This is a genomic window from Blastococcus sp. SYSU DS0533, from assembly GCF_054050775.1.
On the sequence record NZ_JBJGZZ010000001.1, the window covers coordinates 416,165 to 438,191 of the forward strand.

General features: G+C 73.6%; 19 protein-coding genes. 12 read left to right on the plus strand and 7 right to left on the minus strand.

All coding sequences use genetic code 11. The features are described 5' to 3' along the window. Positions 1-130 precede the first annotated feature (130 nt). The 11 genes from ACI79W_RS02165 (at position 131) to ACI79W_RS02215 (ending at position 12,805) form a co-directional block, all read left to right on the plus strand. Positions 131-1,189 carry a BMP family lipoprotein gene (locus tag ACI79W_RS02165; RefSeq protein ID WP_456560428.1) on the plus strand — a complete coding sequence of 353 codons (1,059 nt, stop codon included), beginning with the start codon at positions 131-133 and terminating at the stop codon, positions 1,187-1,189. Positions 1,190-1,481: 292 nt separating this feature from the next. Further along, positions 1,482-3,059 carry an ABC transporter ATP-binding protein gene (locus ACI79W_RS02170; RefSeq protein ID WP_456560429.1) on the plus strand — a complete coding sequence of 526 codons (1,578 nt, stop codon included), beginning with the start codon at positions 1,482-1,484 and terminating at the stop codon, positions 3,057-3,059. Continuing rightward, on the plus strand, positions 3,056-4,276 hold the full coding sequence (locus tag ACI79W_RS02175; RefSeq protein ID WP_456560430.1) for an ABC transporter permease: 1,221 nt from the start codon (positions 3,056-3,058) through the stop codon (positions 4,274-4,276). Before ACI79W_RS02170 ends, ACI79W_RS02175 begins: the two co-directional genes overlap by 4 nt. Next, complete coding sequence (locus ACI79W_RS02180) at positions 4,273-5,559, plus strand: ABC transporter permease (RefSeq protein ID WP_456560431.1); 1,287 nt, start codon at positions 4,273-4,275, stop codon at positions 5,557-5,559. The genes ACI79W_RS02175 and ACI79W_RS02180 overlap by 4 nt, the downstream gene beginning before the upstream one ends. Continuing rightward, complete coding sequence (locus ACI79W_RS02185) at positions 5,559-5,972, plus strand: cytidine deaminase (protein ID WP_456560432.1); 414 nt, start codon at positions 5,559-5,561, stop codon at positions 5,970-5,972. Before ACI79W_RS02180 ends, ACI79W_RS02185 begins: the two co-directional genes overlap by 1 nt. Continuing rightward, complete coding sequence (locus ACI79W_RS02190) at positions 5,972-7,252, plus strand: thymidine phosphorylase (protein WP_456560433.1); 1,281 nt, start codon at positions 5,972-5,974, stop codon at positions 7,250-7,252. The genes ACI79W_RS02185 and ACI79W_RS02190 overlap by 1 nt, the downstream gene beginning before the upstream one ends. Before the next feature lie 214 nt (positions 7,253-7,466). Further along, positions 7,467-8,327, plus strand: coding sequence for an ABC transporter ATP-binding protein (locus ACI79W_RS02195; RefSeq protein ID WP_456560434.1), 861 nt, complete (start codon positions 7,467-7,469; stop codon positions 8,325-8,327). Continuing rightward, on the plus strand, positions 8,324-9,136 hold the full coding sequence (locus ACI79W_RS02200) for an ABC transporter permease (protein ID WP_456560435.1): 813 nt from the start codon (positions 8,324-8,326) through the stop codon (positions 9,134-9,136). Before ACI79W_RS02195 ends, ACI79W_RS02200 begins: the two co-directional genes overlap by 4 nt. A 195-nt stretch (positions 9,137-9,331) precedes the next feature. Continuing rightward, positions 9,332-10,405: an adenosine deaminase gene (locus tag ACI79W_RS02205; RefSeq protein ID WP_456560436.1), complete on the plus strand. Its 1,074-nt coding sequence runs from the start codon at positions 9,332-9,334 to the stop codon at positions 10,403-10,405. Between the two features lie 3 nt (positions 10,406-10,408). Then, positions 10,409-11,101 carry an MgtC/SapB family protein gene (locus ACI79W_RS02210; RefSeq protein ID WP_456560437.1) on the plus strand — a complete coding sequence of 231 codons (693 nt, stop codon included), beginning with the start codon at positions 10,409-10,411 and terminating at the stop codon, positions 11,099-11,101. A 246-nt stretch (positions 11,102-11,347) separates the two neighbouring features. Next, positions 11,348-12,805 (plus strand): DEAD/DEAH box helicase, encoded by a 1,458-nt coding sequence (locus tag ACI79W_RS02215; RefSeq protein WP_456560438.1) that lies wholly within the window; start codon positions 11,348-11,350, stop codon positions 12,803-12,805. 115 nt (positions 12,806-12,920) lie between these two features. Here the strand turns inward: ACI79W_RS02215 and ACI79W_RS02220 are convergent, their stop codons facing one another. From ACI79W_RS02220 to deoC, 7 genes are all read right to left on the minus strand, one after another. Continuing rightward, positions 12,921-14,267 carry a hypothetical protein gene (locus ACI79W_RS02220; protein ID WP_456560439.1) on the minus strand — a complete coding sequence of 449 codons (1,347 nt, stop codon included), beginning with the start codon at positions 14,265-14,267 and terminating at the stop codon, positions 12,921-12,923. Positions 14,268-14,322: 55 nt separating this feature from the next. After that, the gene (gene lpdA, locus ACI79W_RS02225; protein ID WP_456560440.1) at positions 14,323-15,729 is read right to left on the minus strand and encodes a dihydrolipoyl dehydrogenase; all 1,407 of its coding nucleotides are present in this window, start codon (positions 15,727-15,729) and stop codon (positions 14,323-14,325) included. Positions 15,730-15,795: 66 nt separating this feature from the next. Further along, complete coding sequence (locus ACI79W_RS02230; protein WP_456560441.1) at positions 15,796-16,272, minus strand: universal stress protein; 477 nt, start codon at positions 16,270-16,272, stop codon at positions 15,796-15,798. A gap of 1 nt (position 16,273) precedes the next feature. Then, complete coding sequence (locus tag ACI79W_RS02235) at positions 16,274-17,701, minus strand: APC family permease (RefSeq protein ID WP_456560442.1); 1,428 nt, start codon at positions 17,699-17,701, stop codon at positions 16,274-16,276. Between the two features lie 92 nt (positions 17,702-17,793). Further along, positions 17,794-18,666, minus strand: coding sequence for an aldehyde dehydrogenase family protein (locus ACI79W_RS02240; protein ID WP_456560443.1), 873 nt, complete (start codon positions 18,664-18,666; stop codon positions 17,794-17,796). Beyond that, on the minus strand, positions 18,663-20,138 hold the full coding sequence (locus ACI79W_RS02245) for an aldehyde dehydrogenase family protein (RefSeq protein WP_456560444.1): 1,476 nt from the start codon (positions 20,136-20,138) through the stop codon (positions 18,663-18,665). Before ACI79W_RS02245 ends, ACI79W_RS02240 begins: the two co-directional genes overlap by 4 nt. A 5-nt stretch (positions 20,139-20,143) precedes the next feature. Continuing rightward, positions 20,144-21,139 (minus strand): deoxyribose-phosphate aldolase, encoded by a 996-nt coding sequence (deoC, locus tag ACI79W_RS02250; protein ID WP_456560445.1) that lies wholly within the window; start codon positions 21,137-21,139, stop codon positions 20,144-20,146. A gap of 264 nt (positions 21,140-21,403) precedes the next feature. Between deoC and ACI79W_RS02255 the strand changes: the two genes are divergently transcribed. After that, positions 21,404-22,027 carry a DUF222 domain-containing protein gene (locus ACI79W_RS02255; RefSeq protein WP_456560446.1) on the plus strand — a complete coding sequence of 208 codons (624 nt, stop codon included), beginning with the start codon at positions 21,404-21,406 and terminating at the stop codon, positions 22,025-22,027.

Genomic DNA, 22,027 nt, shown 5'->3' on the forward strand with positions numbered 1-22,027 from the left:
CGGTCCGCGCGGTTAGCGTCCGGGGTCGTGCACCCTCGCGGGCCGCCCCGGGTGGTCCGGGTGCACGCGCACCCCACCACCGGGAGCCCCGCCACGAGACGGGGACCTCCCCCCAGCAAAGGAGATCGTCTTGCGCCGAGCGCGGATGACGAAGGCCGCGGCGCTGCTGCTGGCCGGCAGCCTGGCCCTGGCGGCCTGTGCCAGTGACGAGGAGCCCACGGCCGGCGGCGACAGCGGCGGCGGCAGCGGTTCTGGTGACCTCCAGGTCGGCCTTGCGTACGACACCGGCGGCCGCGGCGACCAGTCCTTCAACGACTCGGCCTACGCCGGTGTCGAGGCGGCCATCGGGGCGCTGGGCGGCGAGGTCCAGGAGTTCAGCCCGAACGACGACGGCTCCGACCGCGTCGAGGGTCTGGCCAACCTGGCGGAGGCCGGCTACGACCCCGTCATCGCCGTCGGGTTCGCCTACGGCGACACGATCGCCGAGGTGGCCGAGGACTTCCCCGACACCACCTTCGCGATCGTCGACTCCTCCGTCGCCGAGCTCGGCGTCGACAACGTCACCGGCCTCCTGTTCGCCGAGGAGCAGGGCTCGTTCCTGGCCGGCGTCGCGGCGGCGCTGAAGAGCGAGACCAACCACGTCGGCTTCGTCGGCGGTGTCGAGACCCCGCTGATCCAGAAGTTCGAGGCGGGCTTCACGGCCGGCGCAACGGCCGTCAAGCCGGACATCCAGGTCGATGTCGAGTACATCTCCCCGGCCGGCGACTTCTCCGGTTTCGGCGACCCGGCGCGTGGTCAGATCCTGGCCCGCAGCATGTACGACGCCGGCGCGGACATCGTGTTCCACGCCGCGGGCGGTTCGGGCACCGGCGTCTTCCAGGCGGCGGCCGAGACCGGCAACCGGGCGATCGGTGTCGACTCCGACCAGTACCAGACCGTCGACGACCCGGCGCTCCAGGCCGTGATCATGACCTCGATGCTCAAGAGGGTGGACAACGCGGTCGAGGCCTTCATCACCGACTACTCCGAGGGCAACGTCCAGGGGGGCGTCGACATCGTCAGCGACCTGGAGGGCGACGGCGTCGGCCTGGCCACCTCCGGTGGGCAGATCGACGACATCCAGGACCAGATCGAGGACTACCGCCAGCGGATCATCTCGGGCGAGATCACGGTTCCGACGACCCCGTGAGGCGTGGTGCGCCGGCCGGGACCCCCGGCCGGCGCACCGGAGCGACCCTCCGACGGCGGGTCCGGGCTGCTGCCCGGGCCCGCCGTCGTGGTGAGCGGGGCCCCACCCGGGGCGGGGGCGCGGTCCCGGTCGCGGCAGGGGTGCGACATCATGCCGAGGGCGGGTGGCCGCACCCGGCCGCCCCGCCCGACCACCGGCATCCCGGGGGCGACGACCGGACCGGCGTCGTCCCGGGTTCGCCGGACAGAGATCAGCGCCGCCGCGCGGCGCACCGTGAGAGAGAGGCCCACCCATGGCCCAGGCTCCAGCAGCCGGTGCCGAGCAGCCCGACGGCGGGGCGGCGCGGTCGCCGTACGCGGTCGAGCTGCACGGCATCACCAAGCGGTTCCCCGGCGTCGTCGCCAACAAGGACATCGAGCTGACGGTGCGGCGCGGCGAGGTGCACGCGATCGTCGGTGAGAACGGCGCGGGCAAGTCCACGCTGATGAAGACGCTGTACGGCGAGCACCGGCCGGACGAGGGCATGATCCTCGTCGACGGCCGCCCCGTGCAGTTCCGCAGCCCGGCCGACGCGATCGCGGCGGGGATCGGCATGGTGCACCAGCACTTCATGCTGGCCGACAACTTCACGGTGCTCGAGAACGTCGTGCTGGGCAGCGAGCCCAGGAAGGGCGGCCGGCTGGACCGCGACAGCGCCCGGCGCCGGATCGAGGAGATCTCCGAGCGGTACGGCCTCGGGCTGCGCCCCGACGACCTGGTCGAGGACCTCGGCGTCGGTGACCGGCAGCGGGTCGAGATCGCCAAGGTGCTGTACCGGAACGCCCGGACGCTGATCCTCGACGAGCCGACCGCTGTCCTGGTGCCCCAGGAGGTCGACGAGCTGTTCGGCAACCTCGCCGAGCTCAAGCGCGAGGGGCTCACCGTCATCTTCATCTCGCACAAGCTCGACGAGGTCCGGAAGGTCGCCGACGCGATCACCGTCATCCGCCGCGGCACCACCGTCGGCGACGCCGACCCCCGCACCACCACCGCCAAGCAGCTCGCCGAGATGATGGTCGGCGCGGAGCTGCCCACGCCGGAGCTGCGCAGCTCCACCGTGCGCGAGACCCCGGTGCTCCGCCTGCAGGCCGTCACCGTGGCCTCCGACGCCGGCCGGCCGCTCGTCGACGCCGTCGACCTCACCGTCCGCGAGGGCGAGGTGGTGGGCATCGCCGGCGTCGAGGGCAACGGCCAGGCCGAGCTCGTCGAGGCGGTCATGGGCCTGCGCTCGCTGGCCGGGGGCACGGTGCAGCTGGGCGACGAGGACATCAGCGGGTGGACCACCCGCGCCCGCCGCGAGGCCGGCATCGGCTTCATCCCCGAGGACCGCCACCGGCAGGGGATGCTGCTGGACGCCCCGCTCTGGGAGAACCGCATCCTGGGCCACCAGACCCGCCCGCCGGCCGCGCGCGGCCCCTTCATCGACCGCAAGGGCGCCCGCAGCGACACCGAGCGGATCATGCGCGAGTACGACGTGCGGGCCCCCGGCCCCGACACGCTGGCGGTGGCGCTCTCCGGCGGCAACCAGCAGAAGCTGATCGTCGGCCGCGAGATGAGCGCCACCCCCCGGCTGCTGATCGCCGCGCACCCCACCCGCGGGGTCGACGTCGGCGCGCAGTCGGTGATCTGGGAACTGCTCAAGGACGCCCGCGGCGAAGGGATGGGCATCGTGCTGGTGTCGGCCGACCTCGACGAGCTGATCGGTCTCTCCGACACGCTGCACGTCATGTTCCGCGGCCGCCTCGTGGCCACGGTCGACCCGCGCCAGGTCACCCCCGAGGAGCTCGGCGGCCACATGACCGGCGCCCGGACCGCGGCAGGTGCGGCGTGAACCGCGTGCGCAGCACCGGCCTGGCCCTGCTCGGCCCGGCGCTCGCCGTCCTGGTCGCGCTGGTCATCTCGGCCCTGGTCATCGCGCTCATCGGCGAGAACCCGCTGCGGGCGCTGCAGGTGATGACCGACCTGGGTGACGCGCCCTCCCAGCAGGTCCAGTCCCTCGTGGTGATCCTCAACCGCGCCGTCCCGCTCTTCCTGGCGGGGCTCGCGGTGTCGATCGCCTTCCGCATGGGGCTGTTCAACATCGGCGTGGAGGGCCAGTACCGGCTGGCCACCGTCGTGGCGGCCGCGGTCGGGGCAGCCGTGGCGCTTCCCGGCCCGCTGCACGTCCTGCTGGTCATCGTGGTGGCCATGGCGGTGGGCGCGCTGTGGGCCGGCATCGTGGGCGTGCTCAAGGTGACCCGCGGCGTCAGCGAGGTCATCAGCTCGATCATGCTGAACTTCATCGCGCTCGGGCTGGCGTCCTACCTGCTCACCGGCCCGTTCCGGGGCAGCCCGGAGGGTGCGTCGATCATCACCACCACGCCGCTGCCGGAGTCGGCCTGGTTCCCGGGGCTCAACGGCCTGCTGGGCGCCTTCGGGCTGGCCGAGCCGCGCACGGAGCTGTTCGGGTTCCTCGTCGTGGCGATCCTCGTCGGCATCGTGATCGCGGTGCTCATCCAGCGCACCCGCTTCGGCTTCGACCTGCGGGCCACCGGCATCTCGGCCTCGGCGGCCACCGCGAGCGGTGTCGACGCCCGCCGCATGGTGGTCACCACGATGCTGCTGTCCGGCGCCGTCGCCGGCCTGATCGGGCTGCCCGACCTGCTCGGAGACACCCGCTCGTTCGGCACCGAGTTCACCGCCGGGCTGGGCTTCCTGGGCATCGCCGTGGCGCTGCTCGGCCGGAACAACGTGCTGGGGATCGCGCTGGCCGCGCTCCTGTTCGCGTTCCTCGACCGGGCCGCCCTGCCGCTCCAGTTCGCCGACATCCCCGCGTCGGTGGTCACGATCATCCAAGGGACGATCGTGCTCGCCGTCGTCATCGCCAACGAGATCGCCCGCCGGCTGGCCCTGCGCTCGGCCGAGCGCGCCGGTGCGGAGGCGACCGGCGCGCCCCCGGACCCCGGCGGCAGCGCGGACCCGGGCGGCCCCGGCCCCGGCGCGGGGCCCGACGGCGGCCACCGCCTCCGCACCGGCGTTCCCGGCTCTTCCGAGGAGGCGCGAGCATGACCACCGCGACCCCGGCCGGTGGCAGCACCGCCACCCGGCCCAGCCGCGGCCCGCTCACCGACCGGCTCACCGGCGGGAGCCGGGGCAGCCGGATCCTCTGGCTGGTCGTCGGCCTGCTGCTCGTCTTCTCCGTCACCCGGGCGATCTCCGGCGAGGAGGCGCTGACCTCGTCGTCCACGATGCGGGCGGCGCTGCTGCTGGCGGTGCCGATCGGGCTCGCCGCGCTGGGCGGGCTCTACTCCGAGCGCGCCGGCGTGGTGAACATCGGCCTCGAGGGCATGCTCATCCTCGGCACATGGGGCGCCGGCTTCGCGGGCTGGCAGTGGGGCTGGGTCGGCGCGATCATCGGCGGCACGCTGTTCGGCGCCATCGGCGGGCTGCTGCACGCCATCGCCACGGTGACCTTCGGGGTCGACCACGTCATCTCCGGCGTCGCGATCAACATCCTCGCGGCCGGCGTCGTCCGCTTCCTCTCCGAGCTGGTGTACGTCGAGGGGACCGGCGGCGGTCCGACGCAGTCGCCGTCGGTGGGCGGCGACCCGCCCAGCTTCTCGATCCCGGTGCTCTCCTCGGGCCCCGACCTGCTCGGCGACCTGGAGAACACCGGCTGGTTCCTGCTGAGCGACCTCGCCGGCGTGCTCCGCGGGCTGACCAGCGGGCTCGGCGTGGTCACGCTGCTGGCGATCCTGCTGGTCCCGATCAGCTACCTCATCCTGTGGCGGACGGCCTTCGGGCTGCGGCTGCGCTCCTGCGGTGAGAACCCGGCGGCGGCCGACTCGCTGGGCGTGCCGGTGTACCGGATGAAGTACATCGCGGTGATCATCTCCGGTGCGCTGGCCGGCCTCGGCGGTGTCTTCCTCGTCTTCGTGGCGGGCATCTACCGCGAGGGGCAGACCGGTGGCCGCGGCTTCATCGGCCTCGCCGCGCTGATCTTCGGCAACTGGCGCCCGGGCGGGCTCGCTGCCGGTGCCGGCCTGTTCGGCTTCTCCGACGCCCTGCAGCTGCGCAGCCGGACGGCGGTGGTCGCGCTGCTGCTGCTGGTCGCGCTCCTGCTGGTCGGCGTCGCGGTCTACCAGGCCCTGCGGCGCCGCTGGGTCCCCGCGGTGCTGGCCGTCGTGGTGGCGGCGCTCGCGCTGGCCGCGTTCCTCAGCGTCGACGAGCTGCCCGACGGCATCGTCTTCTTCACCCCGCACCTCACCACCCTGCTGGTCCTCTCGCTGGCCTCCCAACGGCTGCGGATGCCCAAGGCCGACGGACTGGTCTACCGACGAGGGGAACACTGATGCAGCCCGACTGGGACGCCCTGCGCGCCGCGGCCCGAGAGGCCATGACCCATGCCTACGCGCCCTACTCGAGGTTCCCGGTCGGGGTCGCCGGGCTGGTGGACGACGGCCGCGTCGTGACCGGCTGCAACGTGGAGAACGCCTCGTACGGGCTGGGCCTGTGCGCCGAGTGCGGCATGGTCAGCGACCTCGCCCGCACCGGGGGCGGCCGGCTGGTCGCCGTCGCCTGCGTCGGCGGGGACGGGCAGCCTCTCATGCCCTGCGGCCGCTGCCGCCAGCTGCTGTGGGAGCACGGTGGGGCCGAGATGCTGATCGAGACCGTCTCGCTCGGGATCGTGCCGATGCGCGAGGTCCTGCCGGACGCCTTCGGCCCCGAGGACCTGGTCGCGGCCGCGGAGCGGGGGCAGGGCTGATGGCCGGCCACGACGCGATCGACGTCATCCGCGCCAAGCGGGACGGCGCCCCGCTCACCGCGGAGCAGATCCGCTGGGTGATCGGCGCCTACACCGCCGGCCAGGTCCCCGACGAGCAGATGAGCGCGCTGCTCATGGCGGTGTTCTTCCGCGGGATGACCGCCGACGAGCTCGCCGTCTGGACGCAGGCGATGATCGACTCGGGCGAGCGCAAGGACCTCTCGTCGCTGGGCCGCCCCACGGCGGACAAGCACTCCACGGGTGGGGTCGGGGACAAGATCACGCTGCCGCTGGCGCCGCTGGTCGCCGCCTGCGGGGTGGCGGTGCCGCAGCTCTCCGGCCGGGGGCTCGGCCACACCGGGGGCACGCTGGACAAGCTGGAGGCGATCCCCGGCTGGCGGGCCGACGTGCACGAGGAGGCCTACCTCGCCCAGCTCCGCGACGTCGGGGCGGTCATCTGCGCGGCCGGGCACGACCTGGCCCCGGCCGACAAGCTGCTGTATGCGCTCCGCGACGTCACCGGCACCGTCGAGTCGATCCCGCTCATCGCCAGCTCGATCATGAGCAAGAAGATCGCCGAGGGCGCGGACGCGCTGGTCCTGGACGTCAAGACCGGCTCGGGGGCCTTCATGAAGAACCCCGACGACGCCCGCACGCTGGCCCGCACCATGGTCGGGCTCGGGCAGGCCGCCGGGGTGCGCACGGTGGCGCTGGTGACCGCCATGGACCGGCCGCTGGGCCGCGCCGCGGGCAACGCGGTGGAGGTCGCGGAGTCGGTGGAGGTGCTCGCCGGCGGCGGGCCCGCCGACGTCGTCGAGCTGACCCTCGCCCTGGCCCGGGAGATGCTGGACGGTGCAGGTCGGGACGACGTCGACCCCGCCGACGCGCTCGCCGACGGGCGGGCGATGGACGTCTGGCGGCGGATGATCGCCGCGCAGGGCGGCGACCCCGACGCGCCGCTGCCGCAACCGGCCGAGCGGCACGTGGTGACCGCGCCGGCCGACGGCACGCTCACCCGCCTGGACGCCTACTCCCTGGGCGTCGCCGCCTGGCGCCTGGGCGCCGGCCGGGCGCGCAAGGAGGACCCCGTCTCGGCCGCCGCCGGCATCACCTGGACCGCCGGCGTGGGGGAGCGGGTGACCGCGGGCCAGCCGCTGCTGGAGCTGCAGACCGACGACGCCGACCGGATCCCGCGGGCGCTCGAGGCGCTCGAGGGCGCCATCGCCGTGGACTCGGGCGAGCAGCCGCTGCCGCTGGTGCTCGACCGCATCACCGCCTGAGCCCCCTCCGTGACCACGGCCTCGGGGCCGCGTCCGGGCCGGATCCCCGGTGTCGGCGCGTGATCGCGGGGGAGGGGCGCGGGTGGTCCGAGCCGAAGGGGGAGACTGTTCCCTCGTGCAGAAGGACTCCCTCCTACCCACCGAGGGAGGACCCCGTCCTCCCCACCCCCCGCAGGCTCGGGGTGGGACCCGGCACGAGGCCGCGGCGGGACCCGTGAGGGAGCCGCTCGACCCCGAGGCGGCCATCTCCATCCGGGGCCTGGTCAAGCGCTACGGCGACCGGGCGGCGGTGGACGGCCTGGACCTCGACATCCGCCGGGGGGAGATCTTCGCGCTGCTGGGACCCAACGGGGCCGGCAAGACGACGACGGTCGAGATCTGCGAGGGCTACCGCGACCGCGACGCCGGCGAGGTGCGCGTGCTCGGCGTCGACCCGGCGCGGGGCGGGCGCCGCTGGAAGTCGGAGCTCGGCATCGTGCTGCAGTCCGGCGCCGGTGACAGCCAGCTCTCGGTGCGCGAGCTGCTGTCCGCGCAGGCCTCCTACTACGCCGACCCGCGCGACCCCGACGAGGTGCTCGAGCTGGTCGGCCTCGCGGAGAAGGCCGGAGCCCGCGGTCGCACGCTGTCCGGCGGCCAGCGGCGCCGGCTGGACGTGGCGCTGGGCATCGTCGGGCGGCCCCGGCTGCTGTTCCTGGACGAGCCGACCACCGGCTTCGACCCGGAGGCGCGCCGCCAGTTCTGGTCGCTGATCCGCTCGCTGCGCGAGCTGGGCACCACCATGCTGCTCACCACCCACTACCTCGACGAGGCCGAGGAGCTCGCCGACCGCGTCGGCGTCCTCGCCCACGGCCAGCTCGCCGAGGTCGCCGTCCCCACCGCGCTCGGTGGTCGCGGCACCGCGCCCGCCGTCGTCAGCTGGACCGAGGACGGCGTCCGGCGCACCGCCGAGACCGCCACGCCCACCGCGTTCGTCGCCGAGCTGGCCGCCCGGTTCCCCGGCGAGGTCCCCGACCTCGCCGTCAGCCGGCCCACGCTCGAGGACGTCTACCTCAAGATGATCGGGGACCGCTCGTGAGCACCACCGCACCGGAGCGGCCCGCGCTGCCCTCGGTCGCCCGGGTCTCCCGCACCCGGGCCGGGGTGGAGCTCAAGGAGTTCTTCCGCCAGCGCGAGTCGGTCGTCTTCACGCTGGTGTTCCCGGTCATCCTCCTGCTCGGGCTGGGCGCGGTCCTGGACTACGACCTGGGCTCGGGCGTGGACTTCCCGCAGTACTTCATGGCGGGCGTCATCGCGGCCGGCATCGTCGGCGCGAGCCTGCAGAACATGGCCATCCACATCGCCGGCGAGCGCTCGGACGGCACGCTCAAGGCGCTCGCCGGCAGCCCGATGCCGAAGACCGCCTACTTCGTCGGCAAGGTGGCGCAGGTCGTCGCCGTGACGATCGCGACGATCGTCCTCCTGCTCGTGGTCGGCGTCCTCGTGTTCGGCATCGACCTGCCCGCCGGCGCCGACTGGCTGACCTTCGCCTGGGTCACCGTGCTGGGTGCGGCGGCCTGCACGCTGCTCGGCATCGCGGTCTCCTCGCTGGCCCGCAACTCCCGCTCGGCCTCGGCGACGGTCACGCCCATAGCGCTCGTGCTGGAGTTCATCTCCGGGGTCTTCATGCCCTTCGACCAGGTGCCCGGGTGGCTCCAGGACGTCGCCGCGATCTTCCCGGTGAAGTGGCTCGCGCAGGGCCTGCGTTCGGTCTTCCTCCCCGACTCGCTCGCCGCCCGCGAGCCGGCGGGCTCGTGGGAGCTGGGCACGGTGGCGGTCGTGCTGGCCGTCTGGTGCGTGCTGGGCCTCCTACTCTGCGTCCGCACCTTCCGCTGGCAGGACCGGTGACATCGTCGTCCTCCGGACGACACCGCGGCCAACGGCCGTCCCCCCGTTGAGCTGAGCCCTGCCGTCGTCCCTGCGCGGAGGCCTCCGGCCCCCACTCGGGACGACACCGCGGCCAACGGCCGTCCCCCCGTCGAACTGAGCGCTGCCTGCGCGGACCCCTCCAGGCCCAATCGGCGTGACAGGTAGCGTTCCTCCGTGTCTGCACCGTTGAACGCCGACGACGTCCGCCGCGTCCCGAAGGTCCTGCTCCACGACCACCTGGACGGCGGGTTGCGGCCGCAGACGGTGCTCGACCTGGCCGACGAGATCGGCTACCGCGAGCTCCCGGCGTCGGACGCGGCCTCGCTCGGGCGCTGGTTCCGCGAGGCGGCGGACTCGGGCTCCCTGGTGCGATACCTCGAGACGTTCGCGCACACCGTCGCCGTCATGCAGACACCCGACGCCGTGGCCCGGGTGGCCCGGGAGTGCGCGCTCGACCTCGCCGCCGACGGCGTCGTGTACGCCGAGGTGCGCATGGCCCCCGAGCTGCTCGCCGGCGGGATGCCGCTGGAGGCGGCGGTCGAGGCGATGCTCGACGGCTACGCCCGGGGCAGCCGGGACGCCGCCGCGGCCGGCACCCCGGTCCGCATCGGCACGCTGCTGTGCGCGATGCGGCAGGAGGACCGCTGGGAGGAGGTCGCCGGCCTGGTCGTCCGGTACCGCGACGCCGGCGTCGTCGGCTTCGACCTCGCCGGCCCCGAGGACGGCTTCCCGCCGGACCGCATCCCGGCCGCGCTGGCCCTGCTGGACTGCGCCGGGGCGCGCCGGACCGTGCACGCCGGGGAGGCCGCCGGCATCGCCAGCATCGTGGCCGCGCTCGACGGCGCCGGCGCCGAACGGCTCGGCCACGGCGTGCGGATCGCCGACGAGGTCGCCGCGGACGGCACCCTGGGCCCGGTCGCGCAGCGGGTCCGCGACGAGCAGGTCACCCTCGAGGTGGCGCCGTCGTCCAACGTCCAGACCGGCGCCTACCCCTCACTCGCCGAGCACCCGGTGGACCGCCTGCACCGGCTCGGCTTCGCCGTCACCCTGAACACCGACAACCGGCTGATGAGCGGGGTGTCGCTGACCAGCGAGATCACCGACGTCGCGACGACGTACGGCTGGACGTGGGACGACGTGCAGACGGTCACCGAGCGTGCGCTCGCCGGTGCGTTCCTGCCCGACGACGAGCGCCGGCGGCTGCTGGACGACGTCGTCCGCCCCGGGTACGTCGCGCTGCGGGGCTGACCCGTGGAGGTCCTGCTCGCCGAGGCGACCGGGCAGTCCTGGGGCCGGCTGGCCGATCTCGGGGTGGCCTTCGGGCTCTCCGCGCTGATCGGGTTCGAGCGCGAGCTGCGGCAGAAGGCGGCCGGTCTGCGGACGCTCACGATCGTCGGGTTCGCAGCGGCGCTGTTCATGGTCATCAGCCGGGCGGAGTTCGGCGATTCCCGCATCGCCGCCCAGGTGGTGTCCGGGCTGGGCTTCATCGGCGGCGGGCTGATCTTCGTGCGTCGCGACGCCGTGCGGGGGCTGACCACCGCGGCCGTCGTCTGGCTGACCGCGGCCGTCGGGATGGCGGCGGGGGCGGGGCTGTGGGCGTACGCCGCCGTCGCCACCGCTGGGCACCTGCTCATCGCCTACGCCTTCACCCCGCTGGCCCGCCGGCTCTCGGGTCGGGCGGCGCACGTCTACCCGCTCGTGCTCACCTACCGGGACGGGGAGGGCGTGCTGCGCCGGGCGCTGGCCGAGTGCACGCAGCAGGGCTTCACGGTGCGGGACCTGGCGACGTCGTCGGAGGCCGAGCAGCGCAGCAGCGTCCGCCAGGCCACCGTCCGGCTGACGCTGGAGGGTGCGGGACCGGTCACGGCGCTCGCCGCCCGGCTCGCCGACCTCGAGGGCGTGCTGGCGGTCTCGGCCGGGCACCAGGACGAGGAAGCCGACTGACGGCCGCCACGGGTGGGGGCCGTCACGCCCGTTCGCGGGAATGGTGTCGTGATCTCCGCTGCTACGGTAGAGGCACCGGCACAAGGCCGGTCATCCTCCCGGACGGTCGGTCCGGGAACGAGCGCATCCGTGCAGATCCCGCGTCCTCCCGGGCGCAGCTGATCGCCAAGTGAGGACACCGGCACTCGCCGGGGCTCCTCCTCTTCCACGGGACGCGCTCCGAGCAGTATCGGAGCCCCACCCCGCATGACGTTGATCCACCCTGCCCCGATCGAGTCGAACGAGGGCGACACCACCCCCGTGCAGGCGCCCGAGGCGCCGGCCGGCCCCACCTTCGGCCAGCTGGGTCTGCCCCAGCCGCTGGTGACCGCGCTCGAGCGGCGCGGCATCCGCCACCCCTTCGCCATCCAGACCTCGGCCCTGCCCGACGCGCTCGCCGGGCGCGACGTCCTCGGCAAGGCCGCCACCGGCTCGGGCAAGACGCTGGCCTTCGGCCTGCCGCTGCTGGCCCGCCTCGGCGCCGAGGTCAAGCACGGCCGCCGGGCCCCCCGCGGGCTGGTCCTCGTGCCGACCCGTGAGCTCGCCCAGCAGGTGCACGACAACCTGGCCCCCCTCGGTCAGGCCACCGGTGTCCAGCTCGCCACCGTCTACGGCGGCGCGCCCATGTACCGGCAGATCCAGCAGCTGCGCCGCGGCGTGGACGTCGTCATCGCCACCCCCGGCCGGCTGCAGGACCTGATCAGCCAGGGCGAGGCCACCCTCGCCGAGGTCGTCATCACGGTGCTCGACGAGGCCGACTTCATGGCCGACCTCGGCTTCCTGCCGGTCGTGAAGGAGCTGCTCGACCAGACCGCGGCCGACGCACAGCGCCTGCTGTTCTCGGCCACGCTGGACGGCGAGGTCGACGCCCTGGTGCGCCGCTACCTCAAGGACCCGGCCCGGCACGAGGTCAAGCGCCCCGGGGACGACGCCCCTCCGGCCGAGCACCGCGCGTACACGCTGGCCTTCCGCGACAAGGTCGCGCTGACCAAGGAGCTGGCTCGCCGGCCGGGCCGGACGATCATCTTCGTCCGTACCCAGCTGGGCGCCGACCGGCTCACCGAGCACCTGCTCGAGGCCGGGGTGCAGGCCGCGGCCATCCACGGTGGCCTGCCGCAGTCGGCCCGCAAGCGGGCGCTGGAGGCGTTCACCGACGCCCGCTCGCCCGTGCTGGTCGCGACCGACGTCGCCGCGCGCGGCATCCACGTCGACGACGTCTCGCTGGTCCTGCACTACGACCCGCCGGCGGACTCGAAGACCTACCTGCACCGGTCGGGCCGCACGGCCCGCGCGGGTGCCGCAGGCGTGGTCGTGTCGCTGCTGCTGCCCGACCAGGTCGGCCAGTCCAAGCGGCGCTTCCGCCAGGCCAAGGTCGACCCCGCGCTGCGCCGGGTCACCCCGGGTGACCAGGAGATCGCCGAGCTCGTCGCCAGCGGCGTGCACGTCCAGCCGGTCGAGCGACCGGTCCGCGACTCGCGTCGCGCCGGCGGCCCCGGCGGCCGTCCGCGCCGCGAGGGCGACCGGCCCGGTGGCGGCCACCGCGGTGGCCCGCGCCGCTCGTACGGCGACCGCAACCGCTCCGGCGGCGAGCGGTCCGGCCGGCCCGGCGGCGGCGACCGCCGGTTCGGCGGCGAGCGCTCGGGTCGCCCCCCGCGCCAGGGCTGAGGGGTCCCGCCCCTCACCACCCGCACTCTCGCGGTGAGCCCCTGGCGGGGCCGGGCGTGAGAGCGGACGAGGAAGGCCCGTCCCGGTTCTCCGGGGCGGGCCTTCGCCGTCCCTGCTAGTCGCGGTGGACCAGCGCCCCGCCGACCGCGGCCACCGCCTCGTCCCAGGCGGTGCGCAGCTCCGCGGCCTCGGCGGCGCCCAGCGGCTCCTCGGGCTGCCGCTCGGCACGGGCCAGCGCCCGGCCCAGCGGCGCCGAGGGGGCGAGCAGCTCGTCCACCCGAGCCAGGCCCGCGTACTCCGCGAGGTCGCGCACACCCTCGGCCGGCTGCACGAGGGCCCGGTGCGGCACCAGCCCGGCGGCGCCGTCGGCGACCTCGCCCAGCACCTCGGCGACCTCGGTGAGGTCGTAGCGGTCCTGCTCGGCCGGCAAGGGCAGCGTGTCGGTGTCGGCGACCTCGGGCCAGGAGGCGATCTCGACCAGGTCGTGCCGCTCGTTGCCCGCGCAGAAGCGCGCCAGGTCCGCAGGGGTGTCGAAGAGGAACACCTCCCCGTCGCGGCCGAGGAAGCGGGCGACGTCGTCGACGTAGCACCGGAGGGTCACCCCCGAGCCCTCGGGGACGACGATCTCCACCGGCAGGATGCCGACGGCCTCCCAGAACTCCGCGGCGGCCGCGACCGCGGCGGGGGATGCGGTCACCCGGCTGCCGCGTGCGATGGTGCTGACCCCCGCGCCGCCGGACACCGGTGCCGCGGTCGCGCCCGCGGGCCCGGCGTCGGCGATGTCCGCCTGCTCGGGGAGCTCATCCCCGGCCGGCTCGTCGTCGCCGTCCTCGGAGGCCGACGGGTACTCCTCGACCGTGGCGGTGCCGCCGCCGGTCCAGTCGAAGTGGTCGGAGAGCTCCTCGACGACGTCCTCCCACAGCTCGTCGAAGACGCTGCCGACGCCGATCCAGGCCTCCTCGCCGGAGCGCCCGGCGAAGGCCTCCACCCCGAGGCCCAGCGAGCCGATCTCGGGCTTGGCGGCGAACTCGGCGACGGCCTCGAACTGCTCCTCGTCGTCGTCCTCGTCGGTCGTGTCCAGGCACTCGGCCAGCCTGCTGACGATGTCGACGGTCGCGGCGAGCTCCTCCACCGCCCACCGGTCGGGGTTCTCGGCGGCGATGTCGTACACCCCGTCGAGGTCGTAGCGGTGGTCGTCGTCGGGGGTCAGGTCGGCCGCCCCGAGCCCTGCGACGACCGGCCACACCGGGTGGTCGGCGAGGTCGTGGTCGGTGCGCGTGCGGCAGAAGGCGGCGAGCTTCGCCGGGGTCGGGAAGAGGTGGACGGTTGCCGAGTCGTCCTCGGTCGTCCCGAGGAACGCCTGCCACTCCTCGCCGTCCTCCTCCCACGGCGGGGCCCACAGGGTGTACCCCGTGCGGTCGTCGAGGGTCAGTGCGATGGGGACGATGCTGGGCCTGGCCACCCGCCCATCCTGCCCTGTCGGCCCGGGGGCGCACCTCCGGGCCGTGCCGCCGTCCTCAGAGGTTGATCATGTGGCCGGCGAGGCCGTGGATCGCCTCCTGCAGCCCCTCGCTCAGCGTCGGGTGGGCGTGCACGTTGCGGGCGAGCTCGGTCGCGGTGAGGTCCCACTTCTGCGCGAGCGTCAGCTCGGGGAGGAGCTCGGTGACCTCGGGGCCGACCAGGTGGCCGCCGAGCAGCTCGCCGTACGTCTCGTCGGCGATCAGCTTGACGAAGCCGCCGGGCTCGGCGAGGCCCTGGGCCTTGCCGTTGGCGGTGAACGGGAACTGGGCGACCTTGACCTTCCAGCCGCGCTCGTCGGCCAGCTCGCGGGCCTGGGCCTCGGTGTAGCCGAAGCTGGCGACCTGCGGCGAGCAGAACGTGGCCCGCGGCATCATCACGTAGTCCAGCTCCATCGTCTCCGCGCCGGCGATGGTCTCGGCGGCGACGACGCCCTGGGCCTCGGCCACGTGGGCCAGCATGAGCTTGGCGGTGACGTCGCCGATGGCGTAGACGTGCGGCACGTTGGTGCGCATCCGGTCGTCGATGGCGATCGCGCGGACCCGGTCGGTCAGCTCCACACCCAGCTTCTCCAGGCCGTAGCCGTCGACCCGGGGCTGGAACCCGATCGCCTGCATGACCTTGTCCGCGTGCAGCTCGCGGCTGCCCTTGGGGTCGGAGACGGTGACCGTGACCTGGTCGCCCGTGTCGTCGATCCGCTCGACCTTGGTGGAGGTGAGCACCTCGACCCCGAGCTTGCGGTATGCCTTGGCCAGCTCCTTGGAGACCGCGGCGTCCTCGAGCGGCAGCACCCGGTCGGCGTACTCGACGACCGTGACCTCGACCCCGTAGTTGCGGAGCACGAAGGCGAACTCAACGCCGATCGCCCCGGCGCCGGCGATGACGATGCTCCGCGGCAGGTCCCGGCTGAGGATCTGCTCCTCGTAGGTGACGACGCGCTCGGAGAGCTCCGTGCCGGGCAGGAACCGGGTGTGAGCCCCGGTCGCGATGATCACGTCGTCGAAAGTGACTGTCTCCTCGCCACCGGCGTTGAGCGCGACCTGCAGGGTGTGGGGGTCGGTGAAGGAGCCCCAGCCGTCGAACTCGGTGATCCCGTTCTTCTTCATCAGGAAGTGCACGCCCTTGACCCGGCCCTCGGCGACCGTGCGGCTGCGGTCGAAGGCGGCGCCGTAGTCGAAGGAGACGTCACCGGAGATGCCGAAGGTCTTCGCGCCGTCGCGCACCAGGTGGGCGAGCTCGGCGTTGCGCAGCAGGGCCTTGGACGGGATGCAGCCCACGTTGAGGCAGACCCCGCCCCAGTACTGCGACTCCACCACCGCCACGCTCCTGCCGAGCTGGGCGGCGCGGATGGCGGCGACGTACCCACCGGGGCCGGCACCGAGGACGACGACGTCGAAATGAGGCACGGGGCGAGGGTAGTGCGCCGCGGGGACGGTCCGGGACCGACGGTCAGCAGCTCCGGGCGGGCGGGCTCAGGCCCTGCCCCGCTCGGTCCTCCTCGGCTCGCGCGCGGGGCGCACGACGAGGACCGGGCACGGCGCGTAGTGCTGGACCCGCTGGGCGGTGCTGCCGACGAGGATGACGTCGCTGAGCCCGCGCCCTCCGGCGGCCACCACGACCAGCCCGGCGGCGAGCTCCTCCGCCGCCTCGATGATCTCCGTGGCCGGGGAGCCGCTGCGGACCTGCCTGTGCACCTCGGGACCCCACCCGTCGAAGACGGCCGCGACCGCATCGACGGCCCGCTGGGCCGCCTCGCGGAAGCTGCCCGTCCACTCGCCGGCGCGGCCCGCCGGCTCCGAGATCTCGTCGGCGAACGCGACCGAGGCCAAGGGCCGGATCACCGCCACCACCGAGATGCCGGTGATCTTCCGCGGGTCCGCGAAGGACGTCAGGTGGTGCGCGGCGGCCAGCGACTGCGGCGACCCGTCGGTGGCGACGACGACGTGCATCTCAGGCCTCCGTCCGGGGGACGATCTCCGGGTCACCGCGCCTCGTGCCCGCAGGACGGTTCCTCGAGCCGAACGTGTACTCGACGAGGAAGAGCACCACGCCGATGGCGATCAGTCCTGCGCACCAGAGGAGCGACGACGGGTCGTCGTAGATCGAGAACCCCAGGATGGCCAGGTTGCCGACGAGCCCGAGGACGAGCAGCGGTGTGTTGGCGCGGTAGGTGCGCTCGTCCTCGTCCTGCCCGCGCAGCTTGAGGCAGGAGACGATCACCAGGGCGTAGATGGCGAGGAGCAGGACGACCGTCACCAGGGCGAGGGTGTTGACCAGGTCGATGCCGCCGGCACTGACCACGAGGCTGCCGGCGGTCAGCAGGGCCGCGACGACCACCGCGCTGAACAGCAGGCCCACCCAGGGGCTGCGGCGGGTGGCGTGGATCTTCGCGAAGACGCCCGGGACGACGTCCTCCTTGGCCATGCCGTAGAGGATCCGCGGCTGGGTGACGATCGTGACCAGCGTGGTGTTGGTGATCGCGATCAGCGCGATGATCGAGAACAGCGTGGTCATGAAGTCGGTCGAGAAGGGCAGGATGCCCTGCTCCACGACCTCGAGCAGGGCGGCGTCGGAGTTCGCCAGCTGGTCGGTGGGCACCGTGAGGGCGGCGGCCATGGAGACCAGGACGTAGACGATCCCCGCGACGACCATGCCGCCGACGAGTGAGCGCGGGAAGGAGCGGTGCGGCTCGATCGTCTCCTCCGCGACGTTGGCGGTGTTCTCGAAGCCCGTCATCGCGAAGAACGAGAAGGCGATGCCGGCGAGGACCGCGAGCGCCGGGTTGCCCGAGACGCTGATGTCCACGAGGACGCCGAAGTCCGCGTCCCCCTGCGCGATGAACCAGATGCCGATCACCATGATGATGAGCAGGCCGGCGACCTCCACGAAGGTCATCAGCATGTTCATCACCACCGACTCGGTGATGCCGATGAAGTTGACGACCACCAGGGCGAGCAGGAACACCAGCGACACCAGCAGCGCGGGCGGCCCCTCCCACAGCGTCGCGAAGTACGAGGCGAACCCGGTGGCCAGCGACCCCGTTGCCGCGAAGCTGGCCGACAGGAACGACACGGTGACCAGGAAGGTCAGCGCCGTGCTGCCGAAGGCCTTCTTGATGTAGAGAGCGGCACCGGCGGCCTGGGGGTACTTGGTGACGAGCTCGGCGTACGCCGCACCGGTGATGGCCGCGACGGTGACGCCCAGCGCGAAGGCCAGCCAGAAGGCACCGCCGACGGCGGCCGCGACCAGGCCGATGAGGACGTAGATCCCCGAGCCGAGGACGTCACCGAGCGTGTAGAAGAACAGCTGCTTCCCGGTGATGGACCGGCGGAGACCTGCGTCCTCCCGGTCGACCGTGGTGGGACGGGACGCGGCCACGGGGTCCTCGTTTCGGCGCCGGCGGGGGTAGCTGGGGATCGATCGTGACGCCTTCGACGAGTCGGCGCTCGGTGAACGCCGGGAGGGGTCGCTCAGGCCCCCATCGGGTGCCACACCGTCTTGGTCTCGAGGAAGGGCGTCATGCGGGACAGGCCGGGGTCGGCGGTCCAGTCCGGCTCGGTGACCGGCGGGCGGACGACGCGTTTGATCGTGCCGGCGGCCTCCCGCTCGAACTCCATCGCGCGGCCGGCCGGGGCGCCGGTGAGGTCGATGGCGTCCACGTCGGCGTGCTCGGCCAGCCAGGGGCCCAGCTCCTCGGCGTCGCCGGTGAGCAGGTTGACCACGCCACCGGGGACGTCGCTGGTCGCCAGCACCTCGCCGAGGGTGACGGCCGGGATCGGCCGCTCCTTCGAGGTGACGACGACGGCGGTGCAGCCCGTCGCGAGCACCGGTGCGAGCACGCTGACCAGCCCGAGCAGGCTGGACTGCTGCGGCGCGAGGACGGCGACGACGCCGGTGGGCTCGGGCAGGCTGAAGTCGAAGTAGGGGCCGGCGACGGGGTTGGCCCCGCCCAGGACGGCGGCCAGCTTGTCGGTCCACCCGGCGTACCAGACCCAGCGGTCGATCGCGGCGTCGACGGCGGCGCGGGCCCTGGACGACGACAGCCCCTCGGCGGCGGCGACCTCCTCGCAGAACTGGAGGTGCCGGCCCTCCATCACCTCGGCCACGCGGTAGAGCACCTGGCCGCGGTTGTAGGCGGTGGCGCCCGACCACTTCGGGAAGGCGCCGCGCGCGGCGACGACGGCGTCCCGGGCGTCCTTGCGGGAGGCCCGCGAGACGTTCGCCAGGAAGTGGCCCTTGGTGTCCCTGACCTCGTAGGTGCGACCGGACTCCGAGCGCGGGAACGCGCCGTTCACGTACAGCTTGTAGGTCTTCCGGACGGCGAGCCGGTCGTTCCCGATCACTGGTCTGCACCCTTCAGGTACGCGGCGAGCCCGTGCCGGCCGCCCTCGCGGCCGTAGCCGGACTGCTTGTAGCCACCGAACGGCGACGTCGGGTCGAACTTGTTGAAGGTGTTGGCCCAGACCACGCCGGCGCGCAACTGGTCGGCGATCTTGAGGATCCGCGAGCCCTTCTCGCTCCAGATGCCCGCCGACAGGCCGTAGGTGGAGTTGTTGGCCTTGGCGACCGCCTCGTCGGGGGTGCGGAAGGTGAGCACGCTGAGCACCGGCCCGAACACCTCGTCGCGGGCGATCCGGTGGGCGGGGGAGACGTCGGTGAAGACCGTCGGCGGGAACCAGTAGCCCTTGGCCGGCAGCTCGCAGGCCGGCTGCCAGCGCTGCGCGCCCTCGGCCTCGCCGATGTCTGAGAGCTCGCGGATGCGGGCGAGCTGCTCGGCCGAGTTGATCGCGCCGATGTCGGTGTTCTTGTCCAGCGGGTCGCCGACGCGGAGGGTGCCGATGCGGCGCTGGAGGGAGGCGATGACCTCGTCGTGGACCGACTCCTGCACCAGCAGGCGGGAGCCCGCGCAGCAGACGTGGCCCTGGTTGAAGAAGATGCCCTGGACGATGCCCTCGACGGCCTGGTCGATCGGGGCGTCGTCGAACACGATGTTCGCCGCCTTGCCGCCGAGCTCCAGCGTGAGCTTCTTCTGCGTGCCGGCCACGGCGCGGGCGATCGAGCGGCCCACCTCGGTGGAGCCGGTGAACGCCACCTTGTCGACGTCGTCGTGCTCGACGACCGCGCGGCCGGTGTCGCCGGCGCCGGTCACGATGTTGACCACCCCGGCCGGGAGGTCGGCCTGGCGGCAGATCTCGGCGAACAGCAGCGCCGTCAGCGGGGTGGTCTCCGCCGGCTTGAGGACGACGGTGTTGCCGGTCGCGAGCGCCGGGGCGACCTTCCACGCCAGCATGAGCAGCGGGAAGTTCCACGGGATCACCTGGCCGGCCACGCCCAGCGGCTTGGGCGCCGGCCCCAGGCCCGCGTGCTCGAGCTTGTCGGCCCAGCCCGCGTGGTAGAAGAAGTGCGCCGCCGCCAGCGGGACGTCGACGTCGCGGGACTCCCGGATCGGCTTGCCGTTGTCCAGCGACTCCAGGACGGCGAACTCCCGCGCCCGCTCCTGCAGCAGCCGGGCGATGCGGAACAGGTACTTGCCGCGGTCGGCGGGGCGCATCGGGCCCCAGGTCTTCTCGAACGCCCGGCGGGCGGCGCGGACCGCGCGGTCGACGTCGGCCTCGCTCGCGGCGGAGACCTCGGAGAGGACCTCCTCGGTGGCGGGGTTGACCGTCTTGAACGGCTCGCCGGTGCCGTCGACGAACTCGCCGTCGACGAACAGGCCGTAGGAGGGGGCGATGTGCACGATCGAGCGTGACTCGGGGGCAGGGGCGTACTCGAACACGGACGTGGGCCGGGCCGGGCTGGGCGGGGAAGGAGGCATTGCGGTCAGTCCACCGTGACGTAGTCGGGGCCGGAGTAGTGGCCGGTGCGCAGCTTCTGCCGCTGCAGGAGCAGGTCGTTGAGCAGGCTGGACGCGCCGAAGCGGAACCAGTCGGGGTCCAGCCAGTCCGGGCCGGCCGTCTCGTTGATCATCACGAGGTGCTTGACGGCGTCCTTGGTCGTCCGGATGCCGCCGGCGGGCTTGAAGCCGACCTGGCGGCCGGTGGCGATGCGGAAGTCGCGGACCGCTTCGAGCATCACCAGGCCCACCGGCAGCGTCGCCGCAGGGCTCACCTTGCCGGTGGAGGTCTTGACGAAGTCCCCGCCGGCGAGCATGGCGATCCAGCTGGCGCGGCGGACGTTGTCCAGCGTCTTGAGCTCGCCGGTCTCGAGGATGACCTTGAGGTGGGCGCTGCCGCACGCCTCCTTGACCGCGACGATCTCCTCGTAGACGTCGAGGTAGCGGCCGGCCAGGAAAGCGCCCCGGTCGATCACCATGTCGATCTCGTCCGCGCCGTTCCCCACGGCGTCCCGGACGTCGGCCAGCTTCACGGCGCGGCTGGCGCGCCCGCTGGGGAAGGCGGTGGCGACGGCGGCGACGTGGATGCCGGTGCCCTCCAGCGCCTCCTTCGCCACGCCGGCCAGGTCGCCGTAGACGCAGACCGCGGCCACCTTCGGGCAGCTCGGGTCCGACGGGTCGGGCTGCTTGGCCTTGGCGGCCAGGCTGCGCACCTTCCCCGGGGTGTCGGCGCCCTCCAGCGTGGTCAGGTCCACCATCGAGATGGCGGTGTCGATCGCCCACGCCTTCGAGGTCGTCTTGATCGACCGGGTCCCCAGCTGCGCGACGCGCGCCTCGGCACCCACCTGGTCGACGCCGGGCAGGCCGTGCAGGAAGACGCGGAACGCCGCGTCCGAGCGCGTCACGTCGTCGTACGGCGGCAACGGCGCGTGCACCGCGGGGGTCTCCCCGGGCAGCGCGTCGGGGTCGAGCACGTGGGTCATGCCGGCCATTCTCCACTGGCGGCGGTCCCTGCCCGCCCCCGCTCACCCGGCAGGAGCAGGTGGCAGGAGACCGTGGGTGGCCATCCACCCGCTGCGTTGCTCCCGGACCCGGGCAGTGCCGAGGGTTCCTGACGGCACCGGACCGCCGGCCACCGCCCCGGCGACGACCCGTCGTTGCCGTCAAGCTTCCCTGGAACCTGTGGACAGGCTTTTCACCTGCGTTTTCGTGTCGTAGTCGTCGGTGGCCGGCGGTAGCATTCGTACATGCGTTCGACAGGTGGAGCCGATGCGGTGGCCCGGCTGGCCGCGGCGCTGGACGACCTGGCCGGCGAACGGCTCGACGGCGCGTTCGGGCCGCAGCTGATCGAACGCCTGCGCCCGCTGCTCGTGGCCGGCAACCGGCTGGCCGCCGAGGTCGCCCGCACCATCCGCCAAGGCGAGCTCGCCGGGGCCGCCGAGCACGACGGGCACAAGACCATGGCCGCCTGGGTGCGCGGGCACGCCCGTTTCTCCCCGGCGGCCGCCTCCCGGCTGGTCGCCGCCGGGCGGGCCCTGGAGGCGCTGCCGGCGGTCGCCGCCGCGGCCGGCACCGGCGCGGTGGCGCTCGAGGCGCTCGCCGAGATGGCCCCGGCGGTCGCCCCGGCCAAGCTGGCCGCCGCCCACGCCCAGGGCGTGGACCTGGCCGGGGTGGACGAGGCGCTCGCGGAGGTGGCCGCGACCCGGCCGCACGCCGAGCTGCGGCAGGTCGTGGACCACTACCTGGCCCGGCTGGACCCCGACGGTGCCGAGCCCGACCCCACCGAGGGCCGGTCGCTGACCTTCACCAGGCACGCCGACGGCAGCGTGACCGGCCGGTTCGAGCTGGACGCCGTCGGCGGGGAGAAGTAG

What these genes read in the sequence shown, in the direction of transcription:
- deoC (WP_456560445.1), bottom strand. Translation starts at nt 21,139, where the DNA reads ATGACCCACGTGCTCGACCCCGACGCGCTGCCCGGGGAGACCCCCGCG.
- ACI79W_RS02215 (WP_456560438.1), top strand. Translation starts at nt 11,348, where the DNA reads ATGACGTTGATCCACCCTGCCCCGATCGAGTCGAACGAGGGCGACACC.
- ACI79W_RS02180 (WP_456560431.1), top strand. Translation starts at nt 4,273, where the DNA reads ATGACCACCGCGACCCCGGCCGGTGGCAGCACCGCCACCCGGCCCAGC.
- ACI79W_RS02230 (WP_456560441.1), bottom strand. Translation starts at nt 16,272, where the DNA reads ATGCACGTCGTCGTCGCCACCGACGGGTCGCCGCAGTCGCTGGCCGCC.
- ACI79W_RS02190 (WP_456560433.1), top strand. Translation starts at nt 5,972, where the DNA reads ATGGCCGGCCACGACGCGATCGACGTCATCCGCGCCAAGCGGGACGGC.
- ACI79W_RS02245 (WP_456560444.1), bottom strand. Translation starts at nt 20,138, where the DNA reads ATGCCTCCTTCCCCGCCCAGCCCGGCCCGGCCCACGTCCGTGTTCGAG.
- ACI79W_RS02185 (WP_456560432.1), top strand. Translation starts at nt 5,559, where the DNA reads ATGCAGCCCGACTGGGACGCCCTGCGCGCCGCGGCCCGAGAGGCCATG.
- ACI79W_RS02255 (WP_456560446.1), top strand. Translation starts at nt 21,404, where the DNA reads ATGCGTTCGACAGGTGGAGCCGATGCGGTGGCCCGGCTGGCCGCGGCG.
- ACI79W_RS02170 (WP_456560429.1), top strand. Translation starts at nt 1,482, where the DNA reads ATGGCCCAGGCTCCAGCAGCCGGTGCCGAGCAGCCCGACGGCGGGGCG.